This window comes from Pengzhenrongella sp. (genome assembly GCF_036565025.1).
Taxonomy (GTDB): Bacteria; Actinomycetota; Actinomycetes; order Actinomycetales; family Cellulomonadaceae; genus Pengzhenrongella.
In genome coordinates this window covers 1-20,538 of sequence record NZ_DATCNW010000134.1, presented here as the reverse complement: position 1 = coordinate 20,538, position 20,538 = coordinate 1, and the positions used below count along the sequence as shown (strand labels likewise).

General features: G+C 71.8%; 20 protein-coding genes. 12 read left to right on the top strand and 8 right to left on the bottom strand.

What is annotated here, in order from left to right:
• Positions 1-58 precede the first annotated feature (58 nt).
• From VIM26_RS07635 to VIM26_RS07625, 3 genes are all read right to left on the bottom strand, one after another.
• Positions 59-886 carry a M15 family metallopeptidase gene (locus tag VIM26_RS07635; RefSeq protein ID WP_331949790.1) on the bottom strand — a complete coding sequence of 276 codons (828 nt, stop codon included), beginning with the start codon at positions 884-886 and terminating at the stop codon, positions 59-61.
• A 247-nt stretch (positions 887-1,133) separates the two neighbouring features.
• Positions 1,134-2,183 carry a hemolysin family protein gene (locus VIM26_RS07630; RefSeq protein ID WP_331949788.1) on the bottom strand — a complete coding sequence of 350 codons (1,050 nt, stop codon included), beginning with the start codon at positions 2,181-2,183 and terminating at the stop codon, positions 1,134-1,136.
• Complete coding sequence (locus VIM26_RS07625) at positions 2,180-3,490, bottom strand: hemolysin family protein (RefSeq protein ID WP_331949786.1); 1,311 nt, start codon at positions 3,488-3,490, stop codon at positions 2,180-2,182. The genes VIM26_RS07630 and VIM26_RS07625 overlap by 4 nt, the downstream gene beginning before the upstream one ends.
• Positions 3,491-3,649: 159 nt before the next feature.
• Between VIM26_RS07625 and VIM26_RS07620 the strand changes: the two genes are divergently transcribed.
• The 6 genes from VIM26_RS07620 (at position 3,650) to VIM26_RS07595 (ending at position 12,052) form a co-directional block, all read left to right on the top strand.
• Entirely contained in the window at positions 3,650-4,390 is a 741-nt protein-coding gene (locus VIM26_RS07620; RefSeq protein ID WP_331949784.1) for a response regulator transcription factor, read from the top strand.
• A 1-nt stretch (position 4,391) separates the two neighbouring features.
• Positions 4,392-5,507 carry a HAMP domain-containing sensor histidine kinase gene (locus tag VIM26_RS07615; RefSeq protein ID WP_331949782.1) on the top strand — a complete coding sequence of 372 codons (1,116 nt, stop codon included), beginning with the start codon at positions 4,392-4,394 and terminating at the stop codon, positions 5,505-5,507.
• Entirely contained in the window at positions 5,504-6,439 is a 936-nt protein-coding gene (locus tag VIM26_RS07610) for an ABC transporter ATP-binding protein (RefSeq protein WP_331949780.1), read from the top strand. The genes VIM26_RS07615 and VIM26_RS07610 overlap by 4 nt, the downstream gene beginning before the upstream one ends.
• Positions 6,436-7,257: an ABC transporter permease gene (locus tag VIM26_RS07605; protein ID WP_331949778.1), complete on the top strand. Its 822-nt coding sequence runs from the start codon at positions 6,436-6,438 to the stop codon at positions 7,255-7,257. The genes VIM26_RS07610 and VIM26_RS07605 overlap by 4 nt, the downstream gene beginning before the upstream one ends.
• 220 nt (positions 7,258-7,477) lie before the next feature.
• A complete protein-coding gene (locus VIM26_RS07600; protein WP_331949776.1) occupies positions 7,478-11,296 on the top strand; it encodes a multifunctional oxoglutarate decarboxylase/oxoglutarate dehydrogenase thiamine pyrophosphate-binding subunit/dihydrolipoyllysine-residue succinyltransferase subunit in 3,819 nt (1,272 codons plus the stop codon).
• Positions 11,297-11,452: 156 nt separating this feature from the next.
• On the top strand, positions 11,453-12,052 hold the full coding sequence (locus VIM26_RS07595) for a GDSL-type esterase/lipase family protein (RefSeq protein ID WP_331949794.1): 600 nt from the start codon (positions 11,453-11,455) through the stop codon (positions 12,050-12,052).
• 17 nt (positions 12,053-12,069) lie between these two features.
• Here the strand turns inward: VIM26_RS07595 and VIM26_RS07590 are convergent, their stop codons facing one another.
• The 3 genes from VIM26_RS07590 to VIM26_RS07580 all read right to left on the bottom strand — a co-directional run bounded on the left by VIM26_RS07590 (position 12,070) and on the right by VIM26_RS07580 (position 14,701).
• Positions 12,070-12,681 (bottom strand): PadR family transcriptional regulator, encoded by a 612-nt coding sequence (locus VIM26_RS07590; protein WP_331949774.1) that lies wholly within the window; start codon positions 12,679-12,681, stop codon positions 12,070-12,072.
• A complete protein-coding gene (locus VIM26_RS07585) occupies positions 12,681-13,535 on the bottom strand; it encodes a DUF4097 family beta strand repeat-containing protein (protein ID WP_331949772.1) in 855 nt (284 codons plus the stop codon). The genes VIM26_RS07590 and VIM26_RS07585 overlap by 1 nt, the downstream gene beginning before the upstream one ends.
• Before the next feature lie 77 nt (positions 13,536-13,612).
• Complete coding sequence (locus VIM26_RS07580) at positions 13,613-14,701, bottom strand: PilT/PilU family type 4a pilus ATPase (protein WP_331949770.1); 1,089 nt, start codon at positions 14,699-14,701, stop codon at positions 13,613-13,615.
• Positions 14,702-14,853: 152 nt separating this feature from the next.
• Between VIM26_RS07580 and VIM26_RS27005 the strand changes: the two genes are divergently transcribed.
• A complete protein-coding gene (locus VIM26_RS27005; RefSeq protein WP_414696456.1) occupies positions 14,854-14,928 on the top strand; it encodes a 50S ribosomal protein bL37 in 75 nt (24 codons plus the stop codon).
• Positions 14,929-15,008: 80 nt separating this feature from the next.
• Here VIM26_RS27005 and rsrA read toward each other — a convergent pair whose 3' ends face one another.
• Positions 15,009-15,290 carry a mycothiol system anti-sigma-R factor gene (rsrA, locus tag VIM26_RS07575; protein ID WP_331949769.1) on the bottom strand — a complete coding sequence of 94 codons (282 nt, stop codon included), beginning with the start codon at positions 15,288-15,290 and terminating at the stop codon, positions 15,009-15,011.
• Positions 15,287-16,036 carry a sigma-70 family RNA polymerase sigma factor gene (locus tag VIM26_RS07570; RefSeq protein WP_331949767.1) on the bottom strand — a complete coding sequence of 250 codons (750 nt, stop codon included), beginning with the start codon at positions 16,034-16,036 and terminating at the stop codon, positions 15,287-15,289. Before VIM26_RS07570 ends, rsrA begins: the two co-directional genes overlap by 4 nt.
• A 61-nt stretch (positions 16,037-16,097) precedes the next feature.
• Here VIM26_RS07570 and VIM26_RS07565 point away from each other — a divergent pair, with 61 nt between their 5' ends.
• Genes VIM26_RS07565 through hisN form a run of 5 tightly spaced genes read left to right on the top strand, consistent with a single transcriptional unit; the run spans position 16,098 to position 20,495 of the window.
• Entirely contained in the window at positions 16,098-16,631 is a 534-nt protein-coding gene (locus VIM26_RS07565; protein ID WP_331949765.1) for a ferritin, read from the top strand.
• Between the two features lie 49 nt (positions 16,632-16,680).
• Entirely contained in the window at positions 16,681-17,193 is a 513-nt protein-coding gene (locus VIM26_RS07560; RefSeq protein ID WP_331949763.1) for a DoxX family protein, read from the top strand.
• A 9-nt stretch (positions 17,194-17,202) separates the two neighbouring features.
• Positions 17,203-18,540, top strand: a complete 1,338-nt coding sequence (aroA, locus tag VIM26_RS07555; protein ID WP_414696455.1) for a 3-phosphoshikimate 1-carboxyvinyltransferase — start codon at positions 17,203-17,205, stop codon at positions 18,538-18,540.
• Positions 18,541-18,559: 19 nt separating this feature from the next.
• Positions 18,560-19,645: a ribosome small subunit-dependent GTPase A gene (gene rsgA / locus VIM26_RS07550; RefSeq protein ID WP_331949761.1), complete on the top strand. Its 1,086-nt coding sequence runs from the start codon at positions 18,560-18,562 to the stop codon at positions 19,643-19,645.
• A 49-nt stretch (positions 19,646-19,694) separates the two neighbouring features.
• The gene (gene hisN, locus VIM26_RS07545; protein ID WP_331949759.1) at positions 19,695-20,495 is read left to right on the top strand and encodes a histidinol-phosphatase; all 801 of its coding nucleotides are present in this window, start codon (positions 19,695-19,697) and stop codon (positions 20,493-20,495) included.
• Positions 20,496-20,538: the final 43 nt, after the last annotated feature.

The following is a 20,538-nucleotide window of genomic DNA, read 5'->3' as shown; positions in this document are numbered from 1 at the left end:
AACGTCCGAGCGTTGACGTCCTATAGGACGTCAACGCTCGGACGTTAGGGGTGAAGGGTCAGGAGTTGTAGTGCTCGCCGCTCGCCATGACGCCGCGGGTGTACTCCCAGTGCCAGACCTCGTACGGTCCGCTGCCGCCGGGCAGCGCCCAGGCCGGGTTCTCCCACCCGTAGATGGCGGCGTTCTCCTTGATCCAGTCGTAGCTCCGGCCGCTGGTCTCGGTCGGGCACAGGTCGACCGCGAGACCCCAGCCGTGGTTGCTGCGCCCGGGCAGGGCCGCGAGGCCGCCCTTCTCCGACTTGAGGACGCGCTGCTCGGCGATCGTGCGATAGCCGTTCGAGATGCACAGGTCGTGGCCGAACCGCGCCTTGAAGGCCAGGTTGAGTTCGGCGAGCGAGGACGCGGCGTCGCCCCGCAGCTTGTTGGTGCCGTCCCAGAGCGTGCACAGGTCGCTCTGCTTGAGCTGCCCGTTGGCACCCATGGAGCGGGGCTGGCCGGCGCAGCCCGGCAACGGGTCGCGCACCTCGGACCGGTTCGCTCGGATCTCGGCACGCTCGGCCGCGGTCGAGGTCGCCACCGACGCGGCGATCGCGGCCGGCGGCGCCGTGCCGACGGCGCCGCCGAGCGCTTCGATCGTGCCGGGCAGCGGGGCTTCGGCTGCCGACGCGCCCGCAACGAAGGTGCCGTTGCCGGGCGAGACGTTGTCGGTCAGCGGGAGGACGACCGTGATGCCGGCAAGCGTGCAGAGCAGCGCGATGCGCGGGATCCAGTGGGTGGGGTGCGTCTTCGCGACGCGCGTGTCGGCCGCGGTCTCGGCGGTCACCTCGGCGGCTCGGCGCGCGCGCCGGGTCTGGACGCCGGGGGCATTCTCGACGCGTTCGGGCACCAGTGGACCTCTCGGGTATCGGCTGACCGTCCAGCGGACCATGCACGACCGCCGTGTCAGTCACCGGCGCGAGGCGCCAGACCCCACCAGGTGGGGGCGGTCACGAAACCATAACGAGCCGTGATTCCGATTTCAAATCCACGTAGTGGACATCACACCCACTCCCGGGAATGGAATCTCCCCCATACCGGGACATGTGCCCCGGCCCGCAGCCGGCGGCGAGCGGGCGTCGGGAGTGACCTTCGCCTCAGCGGAACCTGCCCCGCTGCATCGCGTCGCGAACCTCGCCCACGAGCTCCTCCAGGACGTCCTCGAGGAACACCACCCCGAGGCAGCGACCCTCCTGCTCGACCCGCACCAGGTGCGCGCCCGAGCGCTGCATCGCCGCGAGCGCATCCTCGATCTCGGCGCCGGCGGTGACCGAGGCCAGCCCGCGCACCCGCCAGGCCGGCACGGGCTGGGTCCGCTCCGCCTCGTTGGCGTAGAGCACGTCCTTGAGGTGGAGGTAGCCCGCGATGTCGTCCGCCGCAGCATCCGGCGCCACCGGGAACCGGCTGTACCCGGTGCGCGCGACGAGGCGCTCGACCTCCGCGGGTGTGGTGTCGCCCTGCACGCTCACCAGGCGCTCGATCGGCACCATGACGTCCCGAGCGGTGAGGTCGGAGAACTCGATCGCGCCCGCGAGCAGGCCCTGGGCGTCGTCCAGCAGGCCCTCCGCCTGCGAGCGCTCGACGATCGACTGCACCTCCTGCGCGGTGAACGCGGACGCGATCTCGCCGCGCGGCTCGACCCCGAACAGCCGCAGCACGTGGTTCGCCATCCAGTTCAGCGCCCCGATCACCGGAGCCACCACGCGCGCGATCCACACCAGCGGCGGTCCGAACCACATGACCGCACGGTCGGGCCCGGCCACCGCGAGGTTCTTCGGCACCATCTCGCCGAGCACGACGTGCAGGTACACCACCAGGACGAGGGCGACCACGAACGCGATCGGGTGCGCGAGCTCGGCGTGCGCGCCGATCGCCACCAGCGGCCCGCTGATCAGGTGCGCGATGGCGGGCTCGGCGACGACGCCGAGCCCCGTCGAGCACACCGTGATCCCGAGCTGCGCGCACGCGAGCATCAGGGACACGTTCTCCATCGCCCACAGCACGGTGCGCGCGCGCACGTTGCCGGCCTCGGCGAGCGGCTCGACCGCGCTGCGCCGCGCGGAGATGATCGCGAACTCCGCGCCGACGAAGAAGGCGTTCGAGGCCAGCAGGACGACGGCGATCAGCAGGGCCGTACCGGTGCTCATTCGCTCGCCTTGGTCTGGGTGGGGGTCACGCGGACCCGCTCGACACGTCGTCCGGCCATCTGCTCGATCCGCAACCGGACCCCGGGCACGTCGATCTCGTCGCCGACCGCCGGGATCCGGCCGAGGACCATCATCACCAGACCGCCGAGGGTCTCGTACGGGCCGTCGTCGGGCACCACGAGCGCGGTGACCTCGGCCAACTCGTCGGGACGCAGGTCGCCGGGCAGGACCCAGGCGCCGTCGGGCAGGCGGGACGTGCCCGCGCGGCTCAGGTCGTGCTCGTCGGACACCTCGCCCACGAGCTCCTCCACGACGTCCTCGAACGTGACGATCCCGGCCGTGCCGCCGTACTCGTCCACGACGACGGCCATCTGCATGCCGAGCTCGCGCAGCTCGACGAGCAGCGGCCCGACGCCGACGGTCTCGGGCACGCGTGGCGCCTCGACCATCAGGGCCGCCGCGGGCACGTCGCTCCGGCGCTCGTACGGGACGGCGATCGCGCGGCGCAGGTGCACCAGGCCGACGATGTCGTCGCGCGAGGAGTCGATGACCGGGAACCGGGAGTGCCCGGACTCCCGCGCGCGGGCCACGACGTCGGCCGCGGTCTCGTCGCGGCGCACGACGACCAGCCGCATCCGGTCGGTCATGACGTCGACGGCGGTGAGCTCGTCGAGCTCGATGGTGTTCGTCAGGCGCATCGCGGTCGCCTCGTCGAGGGTGCCGATCGCGGCCGAGCGACGCACGAGGGACGCGAGCTCCTGCGGCGAACGGCCGCCGGAGAGCCCCTCGCGCGGCACGACGCCGAACCGGCGCAGCAGCCCGTTCGCGTTGTTGTTGAACAGCGCGATGAGCGGCCGCAGCGCGAGCGTGAATCCGCGCTGCAGCGGGGCGACGGTCCGCGCGGTCCCCAGCGGGCGGCTGATCGCGAAGTTCTTGGGCACCAGCTCCCCGAACAGCATGGAGAACACGTTGACCAGCAGGACCGCACCGATGGTCGCCAGGACCCCGCTCACGGACGCGCCGAGCCACCCGTCCAGCGCCCCGCCGAGCAGCCGGTTCACGGCGGGCTGGGTGGTGTAGCCGAGCAGGATCGTGGTGACGGTGATCCCCACCTGGGCGCCGGAGAGCTCGGTCGACAGGTGCGCCAGCGCCTTGAGCACGGACTGCCCGCGCCGGTCGTCCGGCGCAGTGGCCTTCTCGACCAGACCCGGGTCCAGGGCGATCAAGGAGAACTCGGTCGACACGAACAGCGCGGTGCCGAACGTGAGGAGGACGCCCAGTGCGACGTAGAGCCAGTCGTTCAGCACGTGGCATCACGAGCGCTGGCCGCCGTGGCGGGGATCAGGACAATGGAGGGGCCGGCAGCGTGTTCCCGCGGGGAGCACCACCGGCCGATACTTGAGCTGGTCATGATGCGCTCAATCATACGGGGCACCCGGCGCGAGGGCTTGTGCCAGGCTTGTTCCATGTCAGTGACGTCCACCGCATCGTCGAGCGAAGCCGTCGTGCTCGTCGTGGAGGACGAGCCGGCGATCGCGACCGCCATCGCGCAGCGGCTCGCGTCGGAGGGTTGGACCGTGGAGATCGCCGCGGACGGCCACGCCGGCATCGCCGCCGCGCACCGGCTGCGCCCCGATCTCGTCGTGCTCGACCTGATGCTGCCGGGCATCGACGGCCTCGAGGTGTGCCGGCTCATCCAGGCCGAGCGGGCCGTGCCGGTGCTCATGCTCACCGCGCGCGACGACGAGACGGACGTGCTCGTCGGGCTCGGGGTCGGCGCGGACGACTACATGACCAAGCCGTTCTCGATGCGCGAGCTCGTCGCGCGGTCCAAGGCGCTGCTGCGACGCACCGAGCGGGCCCTGCGCGCCGCCGAGGCGAGCGCCGCGAACCAGCCTGGGGAACCACCGATCGCCATCGGCGACGTGCTCATCGACCGGGCCCAGCGCCGCGTCTCACGCGCCGGCGCCCAGGTCCACCTGACCCCGACCGAGTTCGACCTGCTGGTCACGCTCGCCAGCAGCCCCCGCACGGTGCTCACCCGCGAGCGCCTGCTGGCCGAGGTCTGGGACTGGGTCGACGCGAGCGGGACCCGCACCGTGGACTCCCACATCAAGGCGCTGCGCCGCAAGCTCGGCGCCGACCTGATCCGCACGGTGCACGGCGTCGGCTACGCGTTCGAGCCCCCGGCCGGCACCGAGGACTGAGGTGTCCGTCCCCCGCCACGTCCGCGGCGCGTACCGGGACCGGCTCCCGGACGTGCGCCCGCTCGACCGGTTCCGCTCGATCAAGATCAAGCTCGGCATCCTGGTCGCCGCCACCGTGACGATGGCCTCGTTCCTCACCTGGATCGGCCTGTACAACCACCTGGGGCCCACCCGCACGATGCCGCTCGCCATCGTCGTCTCGCTCGTGCTGACCCAGCTGCTCGCGCGGGGCATGACGTCACCACTGCGGGAGATGACCGCGGCGGCGCGCGCGATGGCGAGCGGCGACTACTCCCAGCGGGTGCGAGCCACCAGCCGGGACGAGGTCGGCCAGCTCGGGCACGCCTTCAACACGATGGCCGACGACCTCGGTTCGATCGACCTGCTGCGCCGCGAGATCGTCGCGAACGTCTCGCACGAGCTCCGCACCCCCGTCACCGCGCTGCAGGCCCAGCTGGAGAACATCGTCGACGGCGTCACGCAGCCCGACGCGGAGACGATGGCGGCCGCGCTGGCCCAGACCGAGCGCCTCGGGCGGCTCATCACCTACCTGCTCGACATGTCGCGGATCGAGGCCGGCGCCGTCGGCCTCGAGCTCGCCGAGGTCCAGCTCGAGGCGTTCCTGCGCGAGGCCACCGACCGCGCGGCGCTCGTCGGGACCGAGAAGTCCCTCACCTTCCAGGTCACCGTCACCCCGCCCGGGCTCACCCTGGTGGCCGACGCCGAGCGGCTGCACCAGGTCGTCGCGAACCTGCTGCACAACGCGGTGCGGCACTCCCCACCGGGTGAGGAGGTCCGGATCGCGGCCACCCAGCGCGGCGACGACGTCGTGATCGACGTCGTGGACCACGGGCCCGGAATCGCCCCCGAGCAGCGCGAGCTGGTCTTCGAGCGGTTCGCACGCGGCAACTCCTCCGCCCAGACCGGACAGATCCCGACCGGCGGCACCGGCATCGGGCTCGCGATCGTGCGCTGGGCGGTCGGGCTGCACGGCGGCACGATCGAGGTCGCCGACACCGCCAGCGGCTGCACGATGCGCCTCACCCTGCCGAGGCAGCTGACGCCCTCCTGGTCGCCGGACTCCACCGGCTCCGACCGGCCGGAAGGCACCCTGTGACCAGCACCGACGGCGTCATCGTCATCGACCACCTCAGCAAGACGTTCGGGGCGGTGCGCGCGGTGGACGACCTGTCCTTCAGCGTGCAACCGGGACGGGTCACGGGGTTCCTCGGCCCGAACGGTGCGGGCAAGACGACGACCCTGCGCATCCTGCTCGGCCTCGTGCGCCCGACGGCGGGGTCGGCCACCATCGGCGGGCAGCAGTACGCGCGCATGCCGCGGCCGATGCGCATCGTCGGCGCGGCGCTCGAGGCAGCGAGCTTCCATCCGGGCCGCAGCGCCCTGGACCACCTGCGGGTGTACGCCCCGCAGGTCGGGGTGAGCGATGCGCGCTGCCGCGAGGTGCTGGCGCTGGTCGGGATGGACACCGTCGAGGGGCGCCGGGTGGGCACCTTCTCGCTCGGCATGCGCCAGCGGCTGGCCCTGGCCGGCACCCTGCTCGGCGACCCGCGCGTGCTGCTGCTGGACGAACCCGCGAACGGGCTGGACCCCGAGGGCATCGCCTGGCTGCGCGGCCTGCTGCGACACCTCGCCGCCGAGGGCCGCACGGTGCTCGTCTCGAGCCACGTCCTGTCGGAGGTCGAGCAGACCGTCGACGACGTCGTCATCATCGCCCGGGGCCGGCTGGTGCACTCCTCGCCGCTCGCCGAGCTCGCCGCCCTCGCCGAGCCGAGGGTCAGGGTCGTGTTGCCCGACGCCGCCGGACTGGACCGCCTGATCGAGACGGCCGGCTGGTCCGTGCTGGCTGACCCGCAGGCGGTCCGGACGCCGGGGACGGCCGTGATCCGGCGAATCGGGGCGCCCGAGGTCGGGGCGCGGGCATTCGCGGCCGGGCTCGAGCTGCACGAGCTCGCGGCACGTGACGTCGGGCTCGAGGGGATCTTCCTGCAGCTCGTGGAGGACGACGACCAGCAAGAAGGCCCGGCATGAACGCCGCACTGCGCACGGAGTACCGCAAGCTCGTCACGACGCGGCTCTGGTGGATCCTGCTGGTCGCCATGGCCGCCTACATGGCGTTCCTCGCGGGCGTGATGGCCTTCGTCTTCACCCAGGACCCGAGCTCGATGAGCTCGGGCTTCCCGGGCGCCGCCCAGCCCGCCGCCCCGTCCGCGCAGGAGGTCGCGCGTACCATCTACACGCTCGCCACCTCGCTCGGCTACGTCTTCCCGGTCATCGTGGGCGCCCTGGCCATGACCAGCGAGTTCCGCCACCAGACCATCACGCCCACGTTCCTCGCCGAACCTCGGCGCGCCGTCGTGCTCGTCGCGAAGATGCTCTCGAGCGTCGCCGTCGGGCTGCTGTTCGGTGTCGTGGGCACCCTCGCGACGGTCGGCGCGGGCGCGGGCGTGCTCGCGCTGCTCGGTGAGCCGTCCTTCCTCACGGACCCGATCGTGCTGCGCAGCGCCGGGTTGTCCGTGCTCGCCCTGACGGTGTGGACGGTCGTCGGGGTCGGGTTCGGGACGTTCCTGACGAACCAGGTGGCGGTGATCGTCGTGCTGCTCGCATTCACCCAGTTCGTGGAGCCGATCCTGCGCTTCGGGCTCGCGCAGTTCGACTGGTCGAGCGGCATCTCGAAGTTCCTGCCCGGCGCGGCCGGCGAGGCCATCACGGGCGCGTCGTTCTATGCGTCCAGCGGCCTGACCGCGAATTTGCTGGGGTCCTGGGCCGGATTGGCGGTCCTGCTCGGCTACGGGCTGGTGTTCGCCGGCATCGGTCGGGTGTCGGCGCTGCGCAAGGACATCACCTGACCTTCCTGGGGCGCTGCGGACCGGATCTTGGGTACCTATCGGGGCGCCGATTGCCGATCGTTTGCCATGCTCTGCAAGGGTGCGCAAGATCACCCCGAGCGCCCGCCGCCAGGCGCGTCTGGGACGTTCGTCCCGCCTTCGGGAGGGCATAGTGTTGACGTCAACCTTGATCACCAACGAAGCGGTCGGTGTGCCGTGACGGAAGCGGGCGAACGTCAACGTGTCCCAGAAGTCTGAGTCTGATTCGCTCCGCGCTGAATTCGGCGCCAACGAATGGCTTGTAGACGATCTGTACGAGCAGTATTTGAAAGACAAGAGCGCGGTAGACCCGGCGTGGTGGGAGTTCTTCCTCGACTACAAGCCAGTCGAGGCCGCCGCCGACGCGTCGCCAGAGCCCGAGGCGCTCGAGACCATACCGGTCTCCAGCGTGGTGAACGGTCGGGCCACGGCAACACCGTTGGCTCCGGCCGCACCGCCCGCCGTCGCGCCGCCGTCGGCGCCCCCGGCACCGACGACCGCGAAGCCGGCCGCGGCACCGGCACCGGCACCGTCCGCCACGACGCCGACGGTCGCACCCGAGGAGGACGAGGCCCCGGTCGCGACCGCCCGGCCCGCGACCGCGCCCTACGCGGAGGTCCCCGCGAAGACGCTGTACCCGGCGAGCGATGCGGTCGAGGCGCAGGACGAGGTCGCCCGGCTCAAGGGCCCCGCCGCGCGCGTCGTGGTCAACATGGAGTCCAGCCTCGGGGTGCCGACGGCGACGTCGGTCCGCGCGATCGCCGCCAAGCTGATGGTCGACAACCGCATCGTCATCAACAACCACCTGATCCGCGCACGCGGGGGCAAGGTCTCCTTCACGCACCTGATCGGCTTCGCGCTGGTCGAGGCGCTCGCCGAGATGCCCGCGATGAACTCCGCCTACACGCAGCTGGACGGCAAGCCCGCCGTCGTCAGCCCCGCGCACGTGAACCTCGGCCTCGCGATCGACCTGCCCAAGCCGGACGGCACGCGCCAGCTCCTGGTGCCCAGCATCAAGCGCGCGGACACGATGGACTTCGCCCAGTTCTGGGCAGGCTACGAGGACGTCGTGCGCCGGGCACGCAGCAACAAGCTCACGGTCACCGACTTCGCCGGTACCACCCTCACGCTGACGAACCCCGGCACCATCGGCACGGTGCACTCGGTGCCGCGCCTGATGGCGGGCCAGGGCGCGATCATCGGCGTCGGCGCGATGGACTACCCCGCGGAGTTCGCGGGGACCAGCGAGGACCAGCTCAACCGGATGGGCATCTCGAAGGTGCTCACGATCACCTCGACGTACGACCACCGGATCATCCAGGGCGCCCAGTCTGGTGACTTCCTGCGCATCATCGGGAACAAGCTGCTCGGCCTAGACGGCTTCTACGACCGGATCTTCGCGGCGCTGCGCGTCCCGTACGAGCCGGTGCGGTGGGTGCGCGACCCCTCGTTCGACCAGGACGCCGAGCTCGGCAAGCCCGCCCGGATCGCCGAGCTGATCCACTCCTACCGCTCGCGCGGCCACCTGATGGCCGACACGGACCCGCTCGCCTACCACCAGCGCAAGCACCCGGACCTGGACGTCCAGACGCACGGCCTGACGCTGTGGGACCTGGACCGGACGTTCCCGACCGGTGGGTTCGGCGGCAAGTCCCGCGCGAAGCTGCGCGAGGTGCTCGGCCTGCTGCGCGACTCCTACTGCCGCACCATCGGTGTGGAGTACATGCACCTGGCCGACCCCCGCCAGCGGCGCTGGCTCCAGGAGCGGCTCGAGGCCGGCCACGCACGCACCCCGCGCGAGGACCAGCTGCGAATCCTGCGCCGGCTGAACGCCGCCGAGGCGTTCGAGAGCTTCCTGCAGACCAAGTACGTCGGGCAGAAGCGGTTCTCTCTCGAGGGCGGCGAGGCCGTGATCCCGCTGCTGGACGCGATCCTGTCCAAGGCCGCGGACAACGGCCTCGACGAGGTCGCCATCGGCATGGCCCACCGCGGGCGGCTGAACATCCTCGCGAACATCGCCGGCAAGAGCTACGGCCAGATCTTCAGCGAGTTCGAGGGCAACCAGGACCCGAAGTCGGTCCAGGGCTCGGGCGACGTGAAGTACCACCTCGGCACCGAGGGCAAGTTCACCGCCGAGTCGGGCGCGACCACCAAGGTGCACCTCGCGGCGAACCCGTCCCACCTCGAAGCGGTCGACCCGGTGCTCGAGGGCATCGTGCGCGCCAAGCAGGACCGGATCGACCTCGGCGGCGACGGCTTCTCGGTGCTGCCGATCCTGCTGCACGGCGACGCGGCCTTCGCCGGCCAGGGCGTCGTGGTGGAGACGCTGAACCTCTCCCAGCTGCGCGGCTACCGCACCGGCGGCACGATCCACGTGATCATCAACAACCAGGTCGGGTTCACGACCGGCCCGAGCGCGTCGCGCTCCACGCTGTACGCGACCGACGTCGCCAAGGGCCTGCAGGTCCCGATCCTGCACGTGAACGGGGACGACCCCGAGGCGTGCGTGCGGGTCGCCGAGCTCGCGTTCGAGTTCCGTGAGCAGTTCGACCGCGACGTGATCGTCGACATGATCTGCTACCGCCGCCGCGGTCACAACGAGGGCGACGACCCGTCGATGACGCAGCCGCTCATGTACAACCTCATCGAGGCGAAGCGCTCGGTGCGCAAGCTCTACACCGAGTCCCTCGTCGCCCGCGGCGACATCACCCTCGCCGAGGCCGAGCACGTCCTCAAGGACTACCAGGCCCAGCTCGAGCGGGTCTTCACCGAGACGCGCGAGGGCGGCTACACCGCGCCGGCGTCGTCCGAGCCCGTCGCCGGTCTCGAGCGCCCCGAGGCACAGCTCGAGGACGCCGGCGCGATGATCGGCTGGCAGACGGCGGTCGACTCGTCGGTCCTGGAACGGATCGGGCGCGCGCACACGCACCCGCCGGAGGGCTTCACGGTGCACCCCAAGCTCGCGCAGCTGCTCGCCAAGCGAGAGCAGATGTCCCACGACGGCAGCATCGACTGGGGCTACGGCGAGATCCTCGCGTTCGGCTCGCTGCTGATCGAGGGCACCCCGGTGCGCCTGGCCGGCCAGGACTCGCGGCGCGGCACCTTCGTGCAGCGGCACGCCGTCATGCACGACCGCAAGACCGGGGCCGAGTGGACCCCGCTGCTGTACCTGTCGAGCGACCAGGCGAAGTTCTGGGTGTACGACTCCTCGTTGAGCGAGTACGCCGCGCTCGGCTTCGAGTACGGCTACTCCGTGGAGCGTCCGGACGCCCTGGTGCTCTGGGAGGCCCAGTTCGGTGACTTCGTGGGCGGCGCCCAGACGATCATCGACGAGTTCATCACCTCCGCCGAGCAGAAGTGGGCCCAGCGGACCTCGGTCGTGCTGCTCCTCCCGCACGGCTTCGAGGGCCAGGGGCCGGACCACTCGTCCGCACGGCCGGAGCGCTTCCTGCAGCTGTGCGCCGAGAACAACATGACGGTCGCCGCGCCGACGACGCCCGCGTCGTACTTCCACCTGCTGCGTCGCCAGGCGTACGCCCGGCCGCGCCGCCCGCTCGTGGTGCTCACGCCGAAGTCGATGCTGCGCCTGAAGGCCGCCGCATCACCGGTCGAGGACTTCACCACGGGCACGTTCCGCGAGGTGATCGGCGAGGACGTCCTGACGACCGGCGTCGACCGCGTCCTGCTGTGCTCCGGCAAGGTCTACTGGGACCTGCTCGCGCACCGCACGGAGTCGGGCGACAACAAGACGGCGATCGTCCGCCTCGAGCAGCTCTACCCGATCAGCGGCGCCGGCCTGTACGACGCCCTCGCGCCGTACCCGGACGCCGAGCTGATCTGGGTCCAGGAGGAGCCGGCCAACCAGGGTGCGTGGACGCACATGAAGATGAACGCGGCGCCGCTGCTCGACCGGCCGTTGCGGGTCGTGTCACGCGCCGCCTCGGCGTCGCCCGCGGCGGGTTCCGCGAAGAAGCACAAGGCCGAGCAGGACGAGCTCATCCGCGAGTCGTTCGCCCGCTAGACGGACGGTGGAACCCCCGTAACGGGGGTGTTGGGGGCCATCGGGGGCCCGCGTGCGCGCGCGTCGGTTCGGTCGTAGCGCGGTCGCACGGGAGAATGGGGGCGGGCGCCCCTTGTTGCGGCGCGCCGACGGGCTAGGAGGACTGGGGTGAGAGGTGTGGGCGAGCTGCCGCTTCGTCTTGCGGTGATCGGCGACGAGCTGGCGGCCGGTGCGGGCGACCCGAAGGGGCTTGGCTGGGTCGGGCGGGTGGCCGCGCGTACGCACGCGAAGCCCGCGCCGATGGTGCTGACCCTCGCCGTGCCGGGCGAGCCGAGCTCCGGTCTCGCGGCCCGCTGGGACGAGGAGACAGCACGCAGGTTCTCCCCCGACGCCGACAACCGGCTGATCGTGGCCCTGGGTCGCGCCGATCTCGACGCGGGCCTCTCGCTCGCGCGGAGCCGGCTCAACCTCGCGAACATCCTCGACGTGGCCGAGTCACGGCACGTGCCGACGTTCGTCGTCGGCCCGCCGCCCGGGCGTGCCGAGGACGGGGCCCAGCTCACCGAGCTCTCCAACGCCTACAACGACGTCGCGACCCGGCGCCAGGTGCCCTACGTCGAGATGTGCTCCCCGCTCGCCATGCACGAGCAGTGGCTCGGCGACCTCGCGGCCGGCGACGGCATGCTGCCCGGCCAGGCGGGCTACGGGATGATGGCGTGGCTCGTCCTGCACACCGGCTGGCACGAATGGCTCGGCCTGCCCGACGACGCCGCCTGACGCGGCCGGGCTGCCGCTCAGCGCAGCGTCGCCCGCACCGCGGTGAGGGCGCTGTCCAGCACCGTGCGGATCGTCTCGACCGTGAGCTGGTCGATCCGTCCGCGCGCATCGGACTGGCGCAGGTCGGCGCGCACCTCGTCGCGGAACCGCTGCACCATCGCCTCGGCGTCGATCCGCCGCACGTGCGACGCGGTCCACGTCTCGCCGTGATACTCGGTGTCCTCGACCGACGGGACGGCCGCGGCCCGCGCCTCCTGGGCGTCCGCGGCCAGCTCGGCGCGCAGCCCGGCCATCGAGTCGCGCACGTCGTCGCGCACCCGGCCCGCCAGCTCGCGCACCGTCTCCGCGAGGCCCTCCTCGAGCGCGGCGAGGTCCGCACTGCGGGCCGCCACCTCCCGGCGTCCGGCGTCGGTGAGCGAGTAGGCGCCCTTGCGCTCCTCGGAGCGGCTGACCAGTCCCTCCTCCTCGAGCCGGGCGAGCCGGGGGTACACCGTGCCGGGGCTCGGCCGGTACGTGCCGCCGAACCGGTCCGAGAGCGCGGTGATGAGCTCGTACCCCAGCTTGGGGCCGGACTCGAGGAGCGACAGGAGATACAGCCGCAGCTGGCCGTGCGCGAAGACCGGTGCCATCAGGCCACCCCGTCGGCCCCGGCGCCGGTCGCGGAGGGGTTGCCCGCACGCGCGACGGCGCCGCGAAGCACGGTCAGGTGCCCCGAGACGGTCTTCACCGAGATCAGGCACGAGCCGTCGCCGGTCTGCACGTCGACCTTCTTCTGCCCGGGCGTCGTGCCCTTGTGCTCATGACCGTCCACGACGACGCGTCCGGAGACGCTGCGCGCCGAGACGTTGACCCCGCGCCCGGCCGGCAGCCGGACGGTCACGTCCCCGGCCACGGTCGTCGCCGCGATCGAGGCCGACTCGGAGGACACATCGAGCGTGACCGGTCCGGAGACGGCGTTCACCGCGACCCGCGCGAGCGCGCCGGACGCCGTGAGCTCCCCCGAGACCGAGTTCATCCGCAGGTCACCGGTGTGGTCGCGGACCGCGATCTCGCCCGAGACCGTGCTGGCGACGAGCGCGCCGCCGGTGCCGTCCGTGACGACCGAGCCGGACACGGTCGAGACCGACGCGCCCCGGAGCACGCCGGCCAGCAGGCCCTCGGCACTCACCGTGCCGAGGCGCACGGCGACGTGCCGCGGGACGGCGATGTGCACGTCGGCGGTGTCCCGGTCGCGGAAGTTGCGGAAGGTGTCCAGGAAGTTCTCCCAGCCGCCCAGGGTGAAGGTGTAGCCCACCCGCAGCTCGCCGTCGGACAGGCTGACCTCCAGCGGGCGCCCGTCGACCGCGTGCACCTCGATCCGGGCACCCGGCTCGTCACGGGTGACCACGTCGACACGTCCCCGAACCAGACCGACGCGCAGGGCGTCGACCTCCTCGATCTCGATGATCTGCGGACCTGTGACGACCCAGGACTCGGCGCTCATGCTGGTCACTCCTTCTCGAGATATATCGCGTATAGACACGTTATATCTCGAGATCCGGCAAACGCAACCCCCTCGGGCTACGCGACTATGCCGGCGGCCCTGAGCTCGACCGTCAGGTCCTGGGGGTTGCTCGCGATCGTGCAGGCCTCGACGTAGGTGACGATGCCCTCGCGGATCAGCTCGAAGAGATGCTGGTCGAACGTCTGCATCTTGTAGTACCCGCCGTCCCGGATCAGGTCGTGCATGGGCGGCGCGTCCGCCGGGGAGAGGATCGCCTCCGCCGTCCGGCCCGTGTTCACCATGACCTCGACCGCAGCCTGCCGCCCGGTCCCGTCCGCCTTGCGCGCCAGGCGCTGGGAGACGATGCCGCGCAGCGCCTGGGCGAGCGCGACGCGGACCTGCTTCTGCTCGTACGGGGGGAAGAAGTCGACGATCCGGTTGATGGTCTCCGCCGCGTCGATCGTGTGCAGCGTGGACAGGACGAGGTGGCCGGTCTCGGCGGCCGAGAGCGCGGCCCGGACCGTCTCGGTGTCACGCATCTCACCGATCAGGATCACGTCCGGGTCCTGGCGCATCGCGGCCCGCAGCGCGGTCGTGAAGTCGGCGGTGTCCTGCCGGATCTCGCGCTGGGAGACGATCGCCTTCTTGTCGTAGTGCAGGACCTCGATCGGGTCCTCGATCGTCACGATGTTGACCTCGCGGTAGGTGTTGATCAGGTCGACCATCGAGGCGAGCGTCGTCGTCTTGCCCGAACCGGTCGGGCCCGTGACCAGCACCAGCCCGCGGGGTTCGAGCGCGAGCTCGCCCACCACCTCGGGCACCCCGAGCTCGACGAGGGACTGCGCGCCCACCGCGACCCGCCGGAAGACCATGCCGTTCGTGCCGCGCGCCTGATACGCGTTCACCCGGAAGCGCCCGACCCCCGACAGGGAGAACGCGAAGTCCGCCTCGTGCGTCACCCGGAACCCGGTGGCCATGTCATCCGGGAGCACCTCGCCGACCATGAACTCGGTGTCCGCGGGGCGCAGATCCCGCACCTGGAGCTTGCGCAGCCGGCCATCGACCCGCACGCGCGGCGCGGAGCCGACCTTGACGTGCAGATCCGACCCGCCGGTGCTCGCCAGCGCGTGCAGGAACGGGATGACAGAAAGCGGAGGCTCACTCACCCCTGACTCATCGGCGTCCGGGGTCGAGGACTTAGTACTTCCACCCCGCAACCGCATCCGTACGAGCGCTCCTGGCGGATGTGGGATCCTGGGGCGAACTGCGAAGCACCGCCGAGCCCACGCGGGCACCGGCGAACGGTAGAGGAGACATCATGAGCAAGCGCTCACGCAAGAAGAGGGCCCGTAAGTCCAGCAGTGCGAACCATGGCAAGCGGCCCAACTCCTGAGCCACGTAATGCCACGAGCCCGGTGCGATTCGCACCGGGCTCGACGCATCTGGCGCCACGTCGACCTACCGAGCGCCAGGCTAGGGCAGTTCTCCGCGCAGCAGGATCAGCCGTGACGCGATGCGCAGGTGCAGCTCGGGCGGCGCCAGCTCCTTGCACGAGCGCTTCACGAGCTTCTTGATGTGGTCCTCGACGTCATACTCCGACAGGCACCCCTCGCAGTCCGCGAGATGTACCCGGATCCGGTCGCCGTCGACCTCGTCCAGCTCCGAGTCCAGGAACTCCGACAGTCGCTCGAGGGCCTCTTGGCACCGGACCGCACCTTCGCGCCCCGCACGCATACCCGACTCTTCCGCGCTCACGACCCGCTCTCCTTCTCGCCTGCGCCCACCAGTCCACGCCCCCTCGCGTAGTCACTCAACAGATCTCGAAGCTGATGGCGCCCGCGATGCAGGCGCGACATGACCGTGCCGATCGGGGTGCCCATGATCTCGGCGATCTCCTTGTAGGCGAAGCCCTCGACGTCGGCCAGGTACACCGCGATCCGGAACTCCTCGGGGATCTGCTGGAGGGCATCCTTCACATCGGAGTCCGGCAGGTGATCGAGCGCCTCCGCCTCGGCCGACCGCAGGCCCGACGACGTGTGCGACGCGGCGCGCGCGATCTGCCAGTCCTCGATGTCCTCGGCCGCCGAGCGGAGCGGCTCGCGCTGCTTCTTGCGGTAGGTGTTGATGAACGTGTTGGTGAGGATCCGGTACAGCCACGCCTTGAGGTTCGTGCCGGGCCGGTACTGGTGGAACGCGGCGAAGGCCTTGGTGAAGGTCTCCTGCACCAGGTCCTCGGCGTCCGACGGGTTGCGCGTCATGCGCAGGGCAGCCGCGTACAGCTGGTCCAGGTAGACCAGCGCCTCCGTCTCGAAGCGCACTACGCGCGCGGCGGATTCCTCGGCCTCTGGGGCCCGGTGCGTGTCCTCGGTCATCACGGACGAGCCTATCCCCGTGCCTGTGTCCGGAATCCCCCACGGGGTGGGTGGCGTCAGCACCGCCGGTCCGGCCGCAAGACCTGCGACGGGCGCGACGTTCGTCCGGGAGGCAAGGGCGCAGCTCATGTTCGTCACAACCGAACGACCCCCGCACCCATTCCCCGCGGGTTCACGCTAACGTCCCCGTATGACTGATTCGAGATTTCTCCAGCTGCTCCGCGAGCAGGTCGGGCACGAGTTCGACGCGCACCAGCAGTACATCGCGATCGCGGTGTGGTTCGACGGCCAGGACCTCCCCCAGCTCGCCCGGCACTACTACCGGCAGGCCGTCGAAGAGCGCAACCACGCCATGATGTTCGTCCAGTACATGCTCGACCGGACCCTGCCCGTCGCCATCCCGTCCGGTGGCCCGGTGGTCAGCGACTTCGACGACGTCGTCGCCCCCATCGCGCTCGCGCTCGCGCAGGAGAAGGACGTCACGAGCCAGATCGAGGCCCTCTTCCAGGCGGCTCGCAGCGAGAGTGACCCGCTCGGCGAGCAGTTCCTGCTGTGGTTCCTCAAGGAGCAGGTCGAGGAGGTCGCCTCCGCGACCACGCTGCTCACGGTCGCGCAGCGGGCCGGCACGAACCTGTTCGACCTGGAGAACTACGTCGCCCGCGAGCAGATCGGCGACGCCGTAGCGTCCACCGACGCACCCGCCGCTGCCGGCGGCGCCCTGTAGCGACCCACACGCCCGAAGCTCGAGGAACCAACCGAGGGACTTGTCCACCATGCTGCTCCGCCGGATCGCCCGACCCCTGATGTCCACCTGGTTCGTCTCGGAGGGGCTCGACGCCGTGCGCAGCCCTGCCGCGCACGTCGCCTTCATGCGCCCGGCCGTGGATGGCCTGGTCAGCCGCACGGACGCCCTGGAGCGACCGACGGACGCTCGGCTGCGGATCTTCGTGCAGGCCCATGGCGCGGCCACCGCCCTGGCGGGACTCGCGCTCGCGTTCGGCAAGGCGCCGCGAACCGCAGCGCTGCTGCTCGCGGCGCTGACGTTGCCCCTCGCGGCGGCGAGCGTGCCGATGGTCAAGGGCGAGAAGCCGTCGCCGGAGGTGCGGCGCGAGCGCCGGGACCGCCTGGTGCGGAGCCTCGCGTTCACGGGTGCCGCGCTCATTGCCGGGGTCGACCTCGAGGGCCGCCCTGGTGCCTCCTGGCGCCTGTCGAAGGCACGCCAGCTGGCCTCGGCGCGCACCTCCGACGCCGTCCACCACGCGAAGGCCGCCGTGACGCCCCAGTAACCTGGGCGCATGACCATGCCCTCCGACGCGGCTGCACCCGTCGCCGCCGAAACCCGCGCGAGCGCGCCCACCGACGTTGCGTGGGCCGCGCCGCGGGCCGCCTCGCCGCTCGACGCGACCGTCGAGGTACCCGGCTCGAAGTCCCTGACCAACCGCTACCTCGTGCTTGCCGCCCTGGCGACCGGACCGGGCCGGCTGCGCGGGGCGCTTCGCTCGCGGGACACCCTGCTGATGGCGCAGGCACTGCGGACGCTCGGCGTCGGGCTCGAGGACTCCCCGGGCGCGGACCCCGACCTGCTGATCACGCCCGCCCGGCTGCGCGGCCCGGCCACGATCGACTGCGGCCTGGCCGGAACCGTGATGCGCTTCCTGCCCGCGGTGGCCGCACTGGCCGACGGGGCCGTGCTGTTCGACGGCGACGCGGGCGCGCGGGTACGCCCGATGGGCCCGGTCCTGAACGCGCTGCGCGCGGCCGGGGTGCCGATCCGCGACACCGGGGTGGGCGGTCACCTGCCGTTCACGGTGACCGGACGTGGTTCGGTGCGCGGCGGCTCGATCGACGTGGACGCCTCGGCATCGAGCCAGTTCGTCTCGGGTCTGCTGCTCGCCGCCGCGCGCTTCCAGCAGGGACTCACCCTGCGCCACACCGGCGCCACGCTGCCCAGCAAGCCGCACATCGACATGACCGTGCAGGTGATGCGGGACGCCGGGGTCGTCGTCGACGACTCGCGGCCCGCCATCTGGCGCGTGGCCCCGGGCCCGATCGCCGCCCGGGACGTGCGGGTCGAACCGGACCTGTCCAACGCGGGCGCGTTCCTCGCGGCCGCTCTCGTCGCGGGCGGCACGGTCCGCGTCCCGGGCTGGCCGGCGAGCACCACCCAGCCGGGCGCGCTGCTGCCGGGGATCCTCGAACGGATGGGCGCCACCACCCGGCTCGACGGCGACGTGCTCGCGGTCACCGGGACCGGCGTCGTGCACGGCCTCGATCTGGACCTGCGCGCCGCCGGCGAGCTCGCGCCCACCATCGCCGCGCTCGCCGCGCTGGCCGACTCACCGACCCGGCTGCGCGGGATCGGGCACCTGCGGGGCCACGAGACCGACCGGCTCGCGGCGCTCGCGATGGAGATCACCCGCCTCGGCGGGCAGGCCGAGCAGACCTCCGACGGGCTCGTGATCACCCCGCGACCGCTGCACGCCGGCACCGTGCGGACCTACCACGACCACCGGATGGCCACCGCCGGTGCCCTGCTCGGCCTGCGCGTGCCCGGCGTGCTCGTGGAGAACGTCGCCACCACGGCCAAGACGCTGCCGGACTTCGTCGGCATGTGGCACCGGATGCTGGGCTGAGCCGGGCGATGAGCAACCGATGAGCCCCGCCAGGCGCAACCTCGACGAGTCCGACATCCGGGTCCGGCCCAACCGGCGCGGCACCCGCCCGCGGACCAAGCAGCGACCCGAGCACACCGACGCGATCATCGCGATGGTGACCGGCGTCGACCGCGGCCGGTACACGCTGCTCGTCTCGGAGGGCGAGCCCGACGAGCACCGGGCGGTCGCGATGAAGGCGCGCGAGCTGGGCCGCCAGCGGGTCGTGCCGGGCGACCGGGTCGACGTCGTCGGGGACGTGTCGGGCGAGCCCGGCACCCTGTCGCGGATCGTGCGCATCGAGGAACGCTCGACCGTGCTGCGGCGCTCCGCGGACGACACGGACGCCATCGAACGGATCATCGTGGCCAACGCCGACCAGCTGGTCATCGTCACCGCGCTGGCCGACCCGGAGCCCCGGACCCGCATGATCGACCGCTGCGTGGTGGCCGGCTACGACGCGGGCATGGACGTGCTGCTGTGCCTGACCAAGGCCGACCTGGCAGACCCGGCCGAGCTCATCGCGATGTACGCGCCGATCGGGGTCGCGGTCGTCGTGACGCGGCGCGGGGAGGGCGGGCGGCTCGAGGCGCTCGAGGACGTGCGCCACGCGCTCGCCGGGCGCACCTCGGTGCTCGTCGGGCACTCCGGGGTCGGCAAGTCCACCCTGGTCAACGCCCTCGTGCCGGACGCCTTCCGCGCGGTCGGCATCGTCAACGACGTCACCGGCCGGGGGCGCCACACGTCGAGCTCGGCCATCGCGCTGCGGATGGCCGCGGTCGACGGCGAGGCGCCGGGCTGGATCGTCGACACGCCGGGCGTGCGCTCGTTCGGCCTCGCCCACGTCCTGCTCGAGCACCTGCTCGCGCCGTTCGGCGACCTCGCGGGCGTCGCCGAGGCGTGCCCGCGCGGCTGCACGCACGCCGACGACGCCCCGGACTGCTGCCTCGACGAGTGGATCGAGGCGAGCGGCGACGACGAGACCCGCTCCGCGCGGGCGGCCCGGGTGGAGAGCTTCCGCCGCCTGCTGTCGAGCCGCAAGGGCACCATCGGCGCACCCGACACCCCCGAGCGCGACTCGCGCTGAGGCGCCCCGGCGTCGGAGAGTCTGCACGCGCGCCGGTAGCGTGGGGCCCATGACCATCCGATCGGGCTACGACGATGACCTGCGCCTCGCCCACGTGATCGCCGACCAGGTCGACTCCGTGACCATGTCCCGCTTCAAGGCGCTGGACCTGCGGATCGAGACCAAACCCGACGCCACCCCCGTCTCCGACGCCGATCGCGCGGCCGAGGAGTGCGTGCGCTCCCAGCTGGCCCGTGCCCGGCCACGCGACGCGGTGCACGGCGAGGAGTTCCCGGACACCGGGCACGGTCCCCGGCAGTGGGTGATCGACCCGATCGACGGCACGAAGAGCTTCATCCGCGGCGTGCCCGTCTGGGCGACCCTCATCGCGCTCCTCGACGCCGGCGAGCCCGTCATCGGTCTGGTCAGCGCGCCCGCCCTCGGGCGGCGCTGGTGGGCCGCGAACGGCTCGGGCGCGTGGACCGGCAAGTCGCTCGCCGCCGCGACCCGGATGCACGTCTCGGGGGTCGGGGACCTCGCGGACGCGTCGCTGTCCTACTCCAGCCTGACCGGCTGGGAGGAGCGCGGGCGCCTCGAGAACTTTCTCGACCTGACCCGCAAGGTCTGGCGCACGCGCGCCTACGGCGACTTCTGGTCCCACATGATGGTTGCCGAGGGCTCGGTCGACCTCTCCTGCGAGCCCGAGCTCGCGCTGCACGACATGGCCGCGCTGGTGCCGATCGTGAACGAGGCCGGCGGGCGCTTCACGTCGATCGCGGGGGTGCCGGGACCGTTCGGCGGCTCGGCGCTGGTCTCGAACGGGCTGCTGCACGACGCCGCCCAGCAGATCCTCGAGCCGCTCGCCGACTGACGGTAGAAATTCCCGTAACGTCCGAGCGTTGACGTCCTATAGG